The following is a 13,863-nucleotide window of genomic DNA, read 5'->3' as shown; positions in this document are numbered from 1 at the left end:
ATTGTCAATACTATTTATTTTTTATTATTTTTTTTTCTTTATTAGTTACACAATTATTTCCCATAATAATATTATCCGTAATATTTTTTGGAACTATATTATAATGAGAAAATTCCATAACTGAATTTCCCCTTCCAGAAGAAAGTGTACGTAATATAGTAACATATCCAAACATTTCAGATAAAGGAACTAATGCTTGAATCACTTTTATATTTTTTCGATTATCCATATTTCTAATCATACCTCTTCTTCGATTTAAATCTCCTATAATATCTCCCATATTTTCTTCTGGAATTATTACTTCTAACTTCATAATTGGTTCTAATAAAACAGGATTAGATTTTTTTACGGCAGCTCTAAAACCAAGTTTACCCGCTATTTCAAAAGATAACTGATCAGAATCCACAGAATGATAAGATCCATCTAATACTGTAACTTTTGCACTGTCAATTTCATATCCTAATAAAGGTCCATTTTTCATCATTTCTTTACATCCTTTTTCTATAGAAGGAATATATTCTTTAGGTATATTTCCACCTTTTATTTTATTAATAAATTCTAATCCAGATGTACCTATATTACCTGGCTCTACTTGAAATAATATATCTGCATATTTTCCTCTACCCCCTGTTTGTTTTTTATAAATTTCTCTATGTTTTACTAAATCTGTTAAAGCTTCTTTATATTCTACTTGTGGTTTACCCTGATTTACTTCTACTTTAAATTCTCTTTTCATACGGTCTACAAGAATTTCTAAATGTAATTCCCCCATACCAGAAATAATAGTTTGTCCAGTATAATTATCCGTTCGTACTTGAAAAGTTGGATCCTCTTCCATTAATTTAGATAGTGCAAAACTCATTTTATCTATATCTGACTTAAATTTAGGTTCAATAGCTATACCAATAACCGGATCTGGAAAAGATATACTTTCTAAAAGTATTGGAAATTTTTCATCACATAATGTATCCCCTGTTTTAATATCTTTAAATCCAACTATAGCAGCAATATCTCCTGCTTCTATACTACAAATAGGATTTTGTTTATTAGCATGCATTTGATATATTCTAGAAATACGTTCTTTATTTCCAGATCTTGTATTTAAACTATATGAGCCAGCATGAACTTTACCAGAATATACTCTAAAAAAAGCTAATCGCCCTACAAATGGATCACTAGATATTTTAAACGCTAAAGCAGAAAAGGGCTCTTTTTCACTAGCTTTTCTCGTTTCTATTTTTTGATTAATAGGATTAACTCCTACAATATCTTTAACTTCAAGAGGAGAAGGTAGGTAACGACATACACCATCTAACATTGCTTGTACTCCTTTATTTTTAAAAGAAGAACCGCAAAATACAGGAATTATTCTCATATTTATTGTATTCTTTTGCAAAGAATTTATAATTTCTTCTTCAGAAATAGAAGAAGAATTATACAAAAATTTTTCCATAATAACATCATCATACTCCGATAAAGATTCAATAATCTTATTTTGATATTTTTTTACAATATTCTTCATTTCAAATGGGATAGGACCTTCTTGATAAGTAATACCATAATTATTTTCATCCCATATAATAGCTTTATTAGATATTAAATCTACAACTCCAATAAAATTATCTCCATATCCAATAGGGATTTGTAATGGAATCGAATTAGCCCCCAACATTTTTTTCATTTGTAAACAAACATTAAAAAAATCTGATCCTTGACGATCCATTTTATTTACAAAAGCTATTCTAGGAATATTGTATTTATCTGCTTGCCTCCATATTGTTTCTGATTGAGGTTCTACGCCATCTACTGCACTAAATAAAACTACCATTCCATCTAATATTCTCAATGATCTTTCTACTTCTACCGTAAAATCAACATGACCTGGAGTATCAATAATATTAATTTGGTATTTTTTATTTTTGTAAATCCATTCACAAAATGTAGCAGCAGAAGTAATAGTAATTCCACGTTCTTGTTCTTGTAACATCCAATCCATTGTTGCAGCACCATCATGTACTTCACCTATTTTATGATTTATTCCAGTATAAAATAAAATTCTTTCTGTAGTTGTAGTTTTTCCTGCATCAATATGTGCCGCAATTCCTATATTTCTTGTATATTTTAAGTTTCTTTCCATTTTTCTAAAATCTAAAATGAGAAAAAGCTTTATTAGCTTCGGCCATTTTATGGATATTTTCTTTTCTTTTTACTGCTTCTCCTTGTTCTTTATGTGCATCTAATATTTCAAAAGCTAATTTACTTGACATTCTTTTTTCACTTCTAATCGAAGCACAAGATATAAGTAATTTCATAGCTTTTGTTATTTTACTATTGGAAGAAATAGGAATAGGAATTTGAATATTAGATCCTCCCATACGACGACTTTTTACCTCTACATGAGGCATTACATTTTTTAATCCATTTTTCCATATTTCTAATGCGGATTTTTCTTCTTTTTCTTTAATCTTTTCTATTTCTTTCATAGCATCATAAAATATTTTATATGCTAAATTTTTTTTTCCATTTTTCATTAAATGATTAATAAAACGAGAAACTAGAGGATCATTAAATTTTGGATCAGGAAAATATATTTTTCTTTTTTTCTTTATTTTTCTCATTTTAGATAGAAATTATTTTTCTTTTTTAGAAATTTTAGCTCCATACTTACTTCTGCTCTTTTTTCTTCCATTTACCCCAGCAGTATCACGAGCTCCTCGTACAATTTTATATTTTACTCCTGGTAAATCCTTTACTCTACCACCTTTTACTAATACTATAGAATGTTCTTGAAGATTATGACCTTCTCCAGTTATATAACAAATAACTTCTTTTCCATTTGTAAAACGTACACGAGCAACTTTACGCATAGCAGAATTAGGTTTTTTTGGAGTAGTTGTATAAACACGTGTACAAACCCCTCTTCGTTGAGGACACAATCCTAATGCAACAGATTTTCTTTTTTTAGAAATTGATGATCTTCCTTTTCTAATTAATTGTTGTATAGTAGGCATGTTTTATTTCAATTTTTTTTAGAATATACAAAGGGAACAAATTATATATTAATTAATAACAAATTACAATTAAAATTCAAAAATTTAATTAAAAATTATCAATATAAATTTTTTCATTTTGAAAGGATTCTTCTTCTAAAGAACGAATATTAAGTTCATTATAAATATAGCGGTAAGTAGAAAGTAAACAAGGAAGTCCATCAACAATAGCTACATTATGTTCAAAATGTGCAGAAAGATCTTTATCTAAAGTTGTAATAGTCCAACCATCTTTATGAAAAATAATTTCAGGAGTTCCTTTATTAACCATTGGTTCTATAGAAAGAACAAAACCTTCCTTTAATTTTATACCTTCCCCTTTTTTTCCAAAATTAGGTATTTGAGGATTTTCGTGCATTTTTTTTCCTAATCCATGACCTACAAGATTTTTTATCACACTATATCCATAATTTTCAATATAAGATTGTATAGAAGATCCTATATCACCAACATAATTTCCTTTTTTACATTTAGATAATCCAATATAAAGAGATTTTTTTGAACAATTAAGAAATTTTTTTATTTTACTAGAAACATTTCCAACTTCAAAGGTATAAGCATGTTCTCCATAAAATCCATTCATATATACACCACAATCTATAGATAAAATATCTCCTTCATATAAGGTATTTTTATTTGGAACTCCATGTACAACTTGGTAATTAGGAGAAACACATAAAGTATTTGGAAAATCATATAATCCTAAAAATGCAGGAGTACCTCCATGATCACGAATAAAAGTTTCAGCAAGTTTATCTAAATAAAGTGTATTTATACCTGGTTTTATTTCTTTAGTTAACATTCCTAATGTTTTTGATGCTAAAAAAGCACTTTTCTTTATAAGAATTATTTCTTCAATTGTTTTAACCATATATCTATTCACTTATTTTTTTTATTATAGATATTCCGTTCATAATATTAGGTTTCGGTAAATTCATTAATTGAAGAATAGTAGGAGTAACATCTGATAAAGATGCAATTTTTTTTAAAATAATATTTTTATTATTTTTATATATTTGATCCAAAAGAATAAAAGGAACAAAAGAACTAGAATGAGAAGTATTTGGACTGCCATCTGAATTAATCATATAATCGGCATTTCCATGATCTCCAACTATAATAACTGTATATGAATTTTTTATAGCTTCTTCGGAACAAATTTTTGTACAATAATCAACAAATTCACATGCTTTTATTGTTTCTTTCATTTTTCCAGTATGACCTACCATATCCGGATTTGCAAAGTTTAAACAAATAAAATCAACCTTTTTTTTTTTTAATTCAGGAATAATTTTATTTACAATTTGTTTTGCATTCATTTCAGGTTTTTGATCATATGTACTAACTTTAGGAGATTTACATAAAATACGAGTTTCTCCAAAAAAGGGAATTTCACGTCCTCCTGAGAAAAAAAAAGTAACATGTGGATATTTTTCGGTTTCAGCTATACGAATTTGTTTTTTACCTTCTTTTTCTAAGATTTCTCCTAAAGTATTTGATAAATTTTTTTTCTTGAAAATAACATTAATATTTTTATATTTAGGATTATAACAAGTCATAGTTATATAATATAAATTTAATTTATCTATTTTAAAAAGTGAATTACTCTTCGTATTTTTTTCAAGATTATTTGTTAAAAATTCGGTTAATTGTCTTGATCGATCTGAACGAAAATTAAAACAAAAAACTACATCTTCTTTTTCTATTTTAGAAATAGGATTTCCAAAATTATCAATACTTATTATAGGTTTTAAAAATTCATCAGTAATACCTTTATTATAAGAATATTCTATATATTTCAATATATTATCGGATTTACAATAATATCCTTTTGAATGAACGATAGCATTATATGCTATTTGAGTTCTTTCCCATCGTTTATCTCGATCCATGGAATAATATCTTCCAATAATAGAAGATAATTTTCCAATATTTTTTTTCATAAAAGAAAAAAGATTTTTTAAATAAAAAATTCCTTTCTTAGGAGAAGTATCACGTCCATCTGTAAATGCATGTACAAAAACATTATTAATCTTTTTTTTATGAGCTATTTTAAGTAAATAAAAAAGATGATTTATATGTGAATGTACCCCTCCATCTGATAATAAACCAATAAAATGAATTCTTTTTTTAGTATAAAAAATATAATCAAAAATAGAATTTACTTTTTTTTGAAAAAGTTTATTTTGAATAGAATTATTTATTTCTTCTAAACTTTGAATTACTTTTCTACCAGATCCTAAATTTATATGACCTACTTCTGAATTTCCCATTTGTCCTTTTGGTAATCCTACAGATAAACCAGATGCTTGTAATTTACTAAATGGATAATGTTTATAACAATAATCTATAAATGGAGTTTTAGCAATATGAATAGCCGATCTATAAGATTTTTTAGGAGAAGATAAACCCCATCCATCTAAAATTATCAATATCAATTTTTTCATTTAAAAAATACTTATTCTTTTATAAGAATTTATTTTTATTTTTTTCGAAAATGATCTATTCATATATTCTTGAATAGTTATATTGTTATCTTTTATATATTTTTGATTCAATAAAGTATTCTCCATTATAAATTTTTTTATTTTTCCAAAAATCATTTTTTCCTTGATTTGATCTGTTTTTTTTTCTTTTTCTATCTGAAATCGAATAATTTCTAATTCTTTTTGCATTAAATTTTCTGGTATTTCTTTTTTATCTATAGCTATTGGATTCATAGCTGTAATATGCATAGCAATATTTTTTGCAATTGATTTTTGAATTTTAGAAGAAAATCCAACTAAAGAAGCTATTTTATGATTATGCGTATAATTTATCACAAATGGAGAATTTATTTTCTCAAATATTTTTAATTCTAATTTTTCATTAAAAACACTAATTTTTTCAAAGATCATTTCTCGAATACTTTTTCCATGATATGAACTAGATAAAAAATCTTCTTTTGTATTGTATAAAAATGATTTATCAGATAATTTGGATAAAAAATTTAAAAAATCTGAACTTTTGGAAAGAAAATCTGTTTCACAACTTAAACCAATAATAATACCAGATGTTTGATCAACATTTATACAAGATATAATTGCACCTTCTTTAATTTTTAAAGAAGCACGATTTATAGCTATTTTTTCTCCTTTTTTTCTTAAAAAATCGATTGCTTTTTCAAAGTTTCCATTTGTTTTAGTTAAAGCTATCTTGCAATCCATTATTCCAATACCAGTAATTTTTCTTAGTTTATAAATTTGAGAAATTGAAATTTTCATGATTTTTCATTTATATATTTTTTTTCTTCACGTTCATTTTTTTTTAAAAGACCTTTTTGGATTGCTTTTGTAATAAATTGTAAAATGATATCAATAGATTTAGATGAATCATCATTAGATGGGATTGGATAATCTATACCATTTGGATCTGTATTTGTATCTACCATAGCAAAAATAGGAATATTTAATTTTATAGATTCTGATAAAGCTATTTTTTCTTTAAATGGATCTATCAAAAAAACACCTCCTGGAAGATGATTCATAAAAGAAATACTTCCTAAATTTCTATATAATTTTGCATATAACCTATTTATTAATAATCGTTCTTTTTTAGATAATGCATCGAAAGTGCCATTTTTTTTCATTTTTTCTATACTATTCATTTTCTTTACTGATTTTCGAATAGTAGTAAAGTTTGTTAATAATCCACCTAACCATCTTTCCGTTACACAAGGCATATTTACACTTTTTGCATAAAAAAAAACTTTTTTTTTAGCCTGAGCTTTTGTTCCTACTAATAAAATTTTTTTACCCAAGGTTACAATTTTTTTTAATTCTTGACAGGCTTTATCTAGTTTAATTACCGTTTTTGATAAATCTATAATATGAAATCCTCCTTTTTTCATGAAAATATAAGGACGCATTTTTGGATTCCATTTTCGAGAAATATGTCCAAAATGTACACCTGCTTTTAATAAATCTTGAGTATTAGCTTTCATTTTTTTTATTTAATTTTGAATCAATTCTCTAACGTTTTGAAAATTGAAACTTTTTTCTTGCTTTTTTTTGACCAAATTTTTTTCTTTCTACTTTTCTAGAATCTCTAGTTAACAATCCATTAAATTTTAATATTTTTCTATTTTCTGGGTCTAATTTACAAAGAGCTCTAGATATAGCTAAACAAATAGCTTCTGCTTGACCATTAAATCCACCTCCACAAACTTTTATTTTTATATCAAATTTATTATTATTTATTAATTGAAAAGGATATAAAATTTTTCCATGGATATTTTCTGGAAAATATTTTTCTAATTTTTTAGAATTAATCGTAATAATTTTATTTCCAGGTTTTAAATAAATACGTGCAAGAGAACGTTTTCTTCTTCCTATAGAATGGATCATTTTTTATTAATTTTTTATATATAATTGAATTGGTTTTTGGGCTTGATGTTTATGTTCAGAACTTGGATAAATATGAAGATTTTTTATAATTTTATTCCCTAAACGATTTTTAGGAAGCATTCCTTTAACAGCTTTATATATTATTTTTGTTGAATCTTTAATCAAAAGATCTTTAGCAAAGATTATTTTTTTTCCTCCTGGATATCCAGTATAACGAATATATTTTTTATTAATCCATTTTTTTCCTGTAAGTTTAATTTTTTTAGAATTTATTACAATCACATAATCTCCACAATCTAAATTTGGAGAAAAATTAGTTTTATGTTTTCCTCTTATTATTAAAGCAATCTTAGTAGAAAATCTACCTAAATATTGATTTTTTGCATCCATAATAATCCAATTTTTTGAATCATTTTTATTAATAGTTTTAAAACTTAAAAAATCCATAATCATAAAATTAATTTGTAAGAAATATAAGATATTTTAAAATAAAATTTGAATATTAATGACTTTTTGTCATACTATTATTCCAATTTTTTTTTATTAAAAGAATATTATGGTAATTCATTCTATAACTTTATTATGGCATAATGATTGAACTGTCTATTGAATGACAGTATGAAAAAAAGTAATAAAAATGAGTAAAATTATAGGAATAGATTTAGGGACAACAAATTCTTGTGTTGCAGTAATGGAAATAAATGATCCTGTTGTCATACCTAATTCAGAAGGTAAAAGGACTACTCCATCAATAGTGGCTTTTATAGAAGATGGAGAAAGAAAAATAGGAGATCCTGCAAAAAGACAAGCAGTTACGAATCCACAAAAAACTATTTTTTCAATTAAACGTTTTATGGGTAGAATGTTTTCTGAAGTAACAGAAGAATCAAAACATATTCCTTATAAAATTGTCAAAGGGGAAAATAATACACCACGTGTTAATATAGAAAATAGATTATATGCACCTCAAGAAATATCTGCTATGATACTTCAAAAAATGAAAAAAACAGCTGAAGATTATCTAGGAAAAAAAGTAAATAGAGCAGTTATTACTGTTCCTGCATATTTTAATGATGCACAAAGACAAGCTACTAAAGAAGCTGGTGAGATTGCCGGATTGAAAGTAGAAAGAATTATTAATGAGCCAACAGCTGCAGCATTAGCTTATGGTTTAGATAAAAAAAATCAAAATAAAAAAATAGTAGTATATGATTTAGGTGGTGGAACATTCGATGTTTCCATTTTAGAATTAGGAGATGGAGTTTTCGAAGTACTTTCTACTAATGGAGATACACATTTAGGAGGAGATAATTTCGATCAAGTTATAATTGATTATTTATCCAATGAATTTAAATATAAAGAAGGAGGAATAGATCTTAGAAATGATCCTATGGCTTTACAACGTTTAAAAGAAGCTTCTGAAAAAGCTAAAATAGAATTATCTTCTTCTACTAAAACAGAAATCAATTTACCATATATTACTGCTACAGAATCAGGTCCAAAACATATGGTTCTTACATTAACTCGATCTAAATTTGAACAATTATCTGAAAATTTAATATTTAGATCTATTAATCCATGTTCTAAAGCATTAGAATCAGCTGGATTATCTACTAAAGATATTGACGAAGTTATTTTAGTAGGAGGTTCTACACGAATTCCAAAAGTACAAGAAAGAGTTGAAGATTTTTTTAAAAAAAAACCATCTAAAGGAGTAAATCCAGATGAAGTTGTAGCTATTGGTGCTGCTATACAAGGAGGAGTTTTAACAGGGGATGTACAAGATGTTTTATTGCTTGATGTAACTCCTTTATCTTTAGGAATAGAAACTTTGGGAGGTGTTTTTACAAAACTTATAGAATCCAATACTACTATTCCTACTAAAAAATCAGAAATTTTTTCTACAGCATCAGATAATCAATCTGCAGTAACTATAAGAGTTGGACAAGGAGAAAGACCTATGTTCAATGATAACAAAGAAATAGGAAGATTTGATCTCATTGATATCCCACCTTCACCTAGAGGAATTCCTCAAATTGAGGTTAGTTTTGATATTGATGCTAATGGAATACTTAATGTTTCTGCAAAAGATAAAGGAACCGGAAAAGAACAATCTATACGAATTGAAACTTCTTCAGGGTTAAATCAAGAGGAAATTGAAAAAATGAAAAGAGAAGCGGAAGAAAATGCAAAAAAAGATGAAAAAATAAAAAGAGAAATAGATAAATTAAATTCCGCAGATAATCAGATTTTTCAATCTGAAAAACAGTTAAAGGATTATGGAGATAAATTATCTGAAAATAATAAAGAAAATATAAAAAAATATTTAGAAGAATTAAGACAGGCACACAGTAAAAAAGATTTTTCATCTATTGATATTTATATGAAAAAATTAAACGAAGTTTGGGCTAATGCATCACAAGAACTTTATTCTTCCAATAAAAAAAATAATAATTCAAATGATTCTAATAAAAAAAATAATGAAGAAAAAAATAATAAAGGAAATGAAAATGTTCAAGATGTAGATTATGAAGAAGTCAAATAATAAAAAAACTAATCCCCTTAGTGGGATTAGTTTTTTTATTATTTTTTTTTATATGGAATCATAGAAATTATAGTTTCTCCACCAATAACTTTTTCTCCTTTTTTTATAAAAATAATAGAATCTAATGGTAGATAAATATCTATTCTAGATCCAAATTTAATAAATCCAAATTCTTCTCCTTTTTTAGCTAAATAATTTTCTTTAGCATAAAGAATAATACGACGAGCTAAAAATCCAGCTATTTGTCGAAATAGTATTTTTTGTTTTGTATTTATTGTTTCTATAACTATAGTTGTTCGTTCGTTATTTAACGATGATTTTTTATTCCATGCTAACCAATATTTACCTGGATGATATTTAACATAAATTATTTTTCCAGATACTGGAAATCTATTGACATGTACATCAAATGGAGACATAAATATAGATATACATATACAATTTTTTTGTAAAAATTCACTTTCAAAAATTTTTTTTATTTCTAATATTTTTCCATCAGAAGGAGAAATAATTTCATTATCATTTTTAAATTTTTTTTTAGATAAATTTTTTTTTGGATTTCTGAAAAAAAAAAGGAAAAATGCATAAAATATAATTAAAAAGAATATTAAAAATAAGTTAAAAACTCTAGAAAATATAAAAATAGAAATAAAAAATCCTATCAATATTAATATTAATAAATATATTAAAAATGGAAATCCTTCTTTATGGATCATCTATATTTTATATTTAAAAAAAATATACTATTCCAGTAGCAATAGTAGCTATAATTGGTATGACAAATATAAAACTATCTAATCTATCTAAAAACCCACCATGTCCAGGAAACCATACTCCTGAATTTTTTACATTATAAGATCTTTTAATAGTAGATTCTACAAGATCTCCAATAGTAGAAAAAATAGGTATGATAAAAGAAAGAATAAACCAATATTTTTTTCCCCAAATGTTAGATAATAATATTCCCAATATTAAACAAAAAAATAAACCCCCAATAAATCCTTCTATAGATTTTTTAGGAGATATAGATATATCTATTTTTCTTTTTCCCCATTTTATTCCTATCAAATAGGATAAAGTATCATTTGTCCATATAAGAAAAAATATACCTAAAATCAATTCTTTTCCATATTTAGAATATATATAAGATGCTAAAAAAAATGGAATTAAAACATATACTAATCCAAAAGTTAAATGACTTATTTGTCTTATTTTCTCTTGATGAGAAAAACCTTTAGAAAACAATTGAATAATAAAAAATATTATAGAATATGGAATAAAACATATAATATATAAAAATATATCCTTTTCTAAAAGGAAATCTAAAAATATCGAAAATAAAAAAAAGAATGAATTTATTTTTATTAAAATTGTATTTGTTTTTAAAATAACTAAAAATTCAAATAAACAAAAAAAAGATAATATCATCATTACCATTCTAAAAATCTTTTCTCCTTTTTCAATTGAAAAAATAATCATAAAAACATAAATAAATCCGGTAAAAAATCTTATCCTAAAATCATTTTTTTTTTTCATTAATTCTATTTTCATTAAAAATGATTGACTGTAGTTAACATATCTCCGATATCATCAGAAAAAGGTCTTTCTCCAAATATTTTTTTTAAATCTTCTCTAAAAATAACTTCTTTTTCTAATAATTCATTAGCAAGTATAGATAATTTTTTTTCATTATTTTTTAATATATTTTTAGCTCTTTTATATTGTTCTGTAATAATTTTTGATATTTCTTCATCTATAATTTGAGCAGTTTTTTCACTATAAGGTTTAGAAAAAGAAAATTCATTTTGTCCTGTAGAATCATAATAAGAAATATTTCCAATTTTATCATTCAATCCAAAAATTGCTACCATAGATTGAGCTTGTTTAGTTACTTTTTCCAAATCATTTAAGGCACCTGTTGAAATATTATTAAAAATAATTTCTTCTGCAGATCTACCTGCAAGTAAAGCACAGATTTCATCTTTCATTTGTTCTGGAGTTGTTAATTGTCTTTCCTCTGGAAGATACCATGCCGATCCTAAAGATTTTCCTCTTGGGACAATTGTTACTTTAACTAATGGAGAAGCATGTTCTAATAACCAACTTATTGCAGCATGACCCGCTTCATGATAAGCAATTCTTTTTTTTTCATTTGGTTTAATAATCTTATTTTTTTTTTCTAAACCACCTATAATACGATCTATAGCATCTAAAAAATCTTTATTTTCTATTTTAGATCTATTTTTTCTTGCTGCAATAAGTGCAGATTCATTACAAATATTTGCTATATCAGCTCCACTAAAACCTGGAGTTTGCCTAGCTAAAAAATTAATATCTACTTTATCAGATAATATAAGTTTTTGAAGATGTACCTTAAATATCTCTTTTCTTTCATTTAATTCAGGAGGATCTACTAATATAGTTCTATCAAAACGACCAGGCCTAAGTAATGCTTTATCTAAAATATCAGATCTATTAGTAGCTGCTAAAACAATTACATTTGTATGTGTTCCAAATCCATCCATTTCTGTAAGTAATTGATTTAATGTATTTTCTCTTTCATCATTAGATCCAGCTATATTACTTTTTCCTCTTGCTCTTCCTATAGCATCAATTTCATCAATAAATATTATACAAGGTGATTTTTCTTTTGCTTTTTCAAATAAATCTCTCACTCTAGAAGCTCCTACACCAACAAACATTTCTACGAAATCAGAACCAGAAATGGAAAAAAACGGAACCTTAGCTTCACCAGCTACAGCTTTTGCTAATAAAGTTTTTCCAGTACCAGGAGGACCTATTAATAGTACACCTTTCGGGATTTTACCTCCTAATTTAGTATATTTATGAGGACTTTTTAAAAATTCTACAATTTCTTGTACTTCTTCTTTAGCTTCTTCTAAACCAGCGACTTCCTTAAATGTTATTTTAACATTATCATTTTCATCAAACAATTTAGCTCTAGATTTTCCAATATTAAATATTTGACTCCCTGGACCAGCTGCAGAAGACCCAATTTTTCTAAATATAAAAATCCAAAAAATAATTAACAATATCAGAAATATACCATAATCAAAGAAAAATTTTGTTATAGTATATTCCTGTTGATTTTTAAAATCAATAATTGTATCTAGATTATATTTATTTTTGTATTCTTCAAATTTTTTTTGAAAAAATTGTAAATCTCCTATTTCAAATTCATATTGTAAAGGATGTATAATAAATTTTTGATGATTTTTATTTTTTATATCATATTGATTGATATGATTATTAGAAGATAAATACTTTTTCTTCAAATAAACATGTACAATTTCTCTATGTTTTATGATAATTTTTTGTATTTCCCCTTTCATGAGGATTTCAAAAAAGGTATCTTGATCAATTTTTCTAGGATTATAAAAAGAAGATTTAAAAAAAAATATTCCCAGAAATATAATTAATATAACTGCATATATCCAAAAAAAGTTATTTTTTCTTTTCACTTTTTTATCTATCATAAATTTTCTTCATTTATCTAAATATATAAACTAAGCATGATTATAATTTTTCATTCCAAATATTTTCTAAATTATAATATAATCTCAGTTTTTTTTGGAAAATATGTACAACAATAGAAACATAATCCATCAATATCCATTCTCCATTTTCCGATCCTTCGATATGCCAAGGTTTTGTTTTTAATTTTTCAATTGTTATTTTTTCTATATATTTAAAAATAGCATAAACTTGACTTTTAGATTTTCCATCACAAATAACAAAATAATCACAAAAAAAATTTTTTCTATTTTTAAAGTTTAAAATAGAAATATCTTTTTCATTTACCATTTTTATACCTTCTATAATTTTATTTAATAATAACAAAACGAAATTTTTATTATATTAT

The 13,863-nt window shown here is 25.0% G+C and carries 14 protein-coding genes; 1 reads left to right on the top strand and 13 read right to left on the bottom strand.

Annotated features, from left to right (window positions below; genetic code table 11):
- Positions 1-10 precede the first annotated feature (10 nt).
- The 9 genes from fusA to rplM form a co-directional block, all read right to left on the bottom strand.
- Positions 11-2,137, bottom strand: coding sequence for an elongation factor G (gene fusA / locus DM780_RS01140; RefSeq protein WP_110548650.1), 2,127 nt, complete (start codon positions 2,135-2,137; stop codon positions 11-13).
- A 4-nt stretch (positions 2,138-2,141) separates the two neighbouring features.
- A complete protein-coding gene (gene rpsG / locus DM780_RS01135; RefSeq protein WP_110548649.1) occupies positions 2,142-2,618 on the bottom strand; it encodes a 30S ribosomal protein S7 in 477 nt (158 codons plus the stop codon).
- 12 nt (positions 2,619-2,630) lie between these two features.
- On the bottom strand, positions 2,631-3,011 hold the full coding sequence (rpsL, locus tag DM780_RS01130) for a 30S ribosomal protein S12 (protein ID WP_110548648.1): 381 nt from the start codon (positions 3,009-3,011) through the stop codon (positions 2,631-2,633).
- Between the two features lie 88 nt (positions 3,012-3,099).
- The gene (gene map, locus DM780_RS01125) at positions 3,100-3,921 is read right to left on the bottom strand and encodes a type I methionyl aminopeptidase (RefSeq protein WP_110548647.1); all 822 of its coding nucleotides are present in this window, start codon (positions 3,919-3,921) and stop codon (positions 3,100-3,102) included.
- Positions 3,922-3,925: 4 nt separating this feature from the next.
- Positions 3,926-5,497, bottom strand: coding sequence for a 2,3-bisphosphoglycerate-independent phosphoglycerate mutase (gpmI, locus tag DM780_RS01120; protein ID WP_110548646.1), 1,572 nt, complete (start codon positions 5,495-5,497; stop codon positions 3,926-3,928).
- Positions 5,498-6,313, bottom strand: coding sequence for a translation elongation factor Ts (gene tsf / locus DM780_RS01115; protein WP_110548645.1), 816 nt, complete (start codon positions 6,311-6,313; stop codon positions 5,498-5,500).
- On the bottom strand, positions 6,310-7,032 hold the full coding sequence (gene rpsB / locus DM780_RS01110; RefSeq protein ID WP_110548644.1) for a 30S ribosomal protein S2: 723 nt from the start codon (positions 7,030-7,032) through the stop codon (positions 6,310-6,312). The genes tsf and rpsB overlap by 4 nt, the downstream gene beginning before the upstream one ends.
- 28 nt (positions 7,033-7,060) lie before the next feature.
- Complete coding sequence (gene rpsI, locus DM780_RS01105) at positions 7,061-7,435, bottom strand: 30S ribosomal protein S9 (protein ID WP_110477482.1); 375 nt, start codon at positions 7,433-7,435, stop codon at positions 7,061-7,063.
- Between the two features lie 6 nt (positions 7,436-7,441).
- Positions 7,442-7,882: a 50S ribosomal protein L13 gene (gene rplM, locus DM780_RS01100; protein ID WP_110548643.1), complete on the bottom strand. Its 441-nt coding sequence runs from the start codon at positions 7,880-7,882 to the stop codon at positions 7,442-7,444.
- Between the two features lie 190 nt (positions 7,883-8,072).
- Between rplM and dnaK the strand changes: the two genes are divergently transcribed.
- The gene (dnaK, locus tag DM780_RS01095) at positions 8,073-9,980 is read left to right on the top strand and encodes a molecular chaperone DnaK (RefSeq protein WP_110548642.1); all 1,908 of its coding nucleotides are present in this window, start codon (positions 8,073-8,075) and stop codon (positions 9,978-9,980) included.
- Between the two features lie 38 nt (positions 9,981-10,018).
- On the opposite strand, the gene DM780_RS01090 is transcribed toward dnaK, so the two are convergent.
- From DM780_RS01090 to rsfS, 4 genes are read right to left on the bottom strand one after another with little or no spacing between them, the layout of a single operon-like run.
- Entirely contained in the window at positions 10,019-10,696 is a 678-nt protein-coding gene (locus tag DM780_RS01090; RefSeq protein WP_110548641.1) for a phosphatidylserine decarboxylase family protein, read from the bottom strand.
- 13 nt (positions 10,697-10,709) lie between these two features.
- A complete protein-coding gene (locus DM780_RS01085) occupies positions 10,710-11,516 on the bottom strand; it encodes a phosphatidate cytidylyltransferase (RefSeq protein WP_110548950.1) in 807 nt (268 codons plus the stop codon).
- Between the two features lie 14 nt (positions 11,517-11,530).
- Positions 11,531-13,477, bottom strand: a complete 1,947-nt coding sequence (gene ftsH / locus DM780_RS01080) for an ATP-dependent zinc metalloprotease FtsH (RefSeq protein ID WP_110548640.1) — start codon at positions 13,475-13,477, stop codon at positions 11,531-11,533.
- Between the two features lie 40 nt (positions 13,478-13,517).
- Positions 13,518-13,841 carry a ribosome silencing factor gene (gene rsfS / locus DM780_RS01075; RefSeq protein WP_262494726.1) on the bottom strand — a complete coding sequence of 108 codons (324 nt, stop codon included), beginning with the start codon at positions 13,839-13,841 and terminating at the stop codon, positions 13,518-13,520.
- Positions 13,842-13,863 lie beyond the last annotated feature (22 nt).

This window comes from Blattabacterium punctulatus (assembly GCF_003226695.1).
GTDB classification, from domain to species: Bacteria; Bacteroidota; Bacteroidia; order Flavobacteriales; family Blattabacteriaceae; genus Blattabacterium; species Blattabacterium punctulatus.
This window is presented reverse-complemented; position numbering and strand designations above follow the sequence as displayed.

What these genes read in the sequence shown, in the direction of transcription:
- fusA (WP_110548650.1), bottom strand. Translation starts at nt 2,137, where the DNA reads ATGGAAAGAAACTTAAAATATACAAGAAATATAGGAATTGCGGCACAT.
- rpsG (WP_110548649.1), bottom strand. Translation starts at nt 2,618, where the DNA reads ATGAGAAAAATAAAGAAAAAAAGAAAAATATATTTTCCTGATCCAAAA.
- rpsL (WP_110548648.1), bottom strand. Translation starts at nt 3,011, where the DNA reads ATGCCTACTATACAACAATTAATTAGAAAAGGAAGATCATCAATTTCT.
- map (WP_110548647.1), bottom strand. Translation starts at nt 3,921, where the DNA reads ATGGTTAAAACAATTGAAGAAATAATTCTTATAAAGAAAAGTGCTTTT.
- gpmI (WP_110548646.1), bottom strand. Translation starts at nt 5,497, where the DNA reads ATGAAAAAATTGATATTGATAATTTTAGATGGATGGGGTTTATCTTCT.
- tsf (WP_110548645.1), bottom strand. Translation starts at nt 6,313, where the DNA reads ATGAAAATTTCAATTTCTCAAATTTATAAACTAAGAAAAATTACTGGT.
- rpsB (WP_110548644.1), bottom strand. Translation starts at nt 7,032, where the DNA reads ATGAAAGCTAATACTCAAGATTTATTAAAAGCAGGTGTACATTTTGGA.
- rpsI (WP_110477482.1), bottom strand. Translation starts at nt 7,435, where the DNA reads ATGATCCATTCTATAGGAAGAAGAAAACGTTCTCTTGCACGTATTTAT.
- rplM (WP_110548643.1), bottom strand. Translation starts at nt 7,882, where the DNA reads ATGGATTTTTTAAGTTTTAAAACTATTAATAAAAATGATTCAAAAAAT.
- dnaK (WP_110548642.1), top strand. Translation starts at nt 8,073, where the DNA reads ATGAGTAAAATTATAGGAATAGATTTAGGGACAACAAATTCTTGTGTT.
- DM780_RS01090 (WP_110548641.1), bottom strand. Translation starts at nt 10,696, where the DNA reads ATGATCCATAAAGAAGGATTTCCATTTTTAATATATTTATTAATATTA.
- DM780_RS01085 (WP_110548950.1), bottom strand. Translation starts at nt 11,516, where the DNA reads ATGAAAAAAAAAAATGATTTTAGGATAAGATTTTTTACCGGATTTATT.
- ftsH (WP_110548640.1), bottom strand. Translation starts at nt 13,477, where the DNA reads ATGATAGATAAAAAAGTGAAAAGAAAAAATAACTTTTTTTGGATATAT.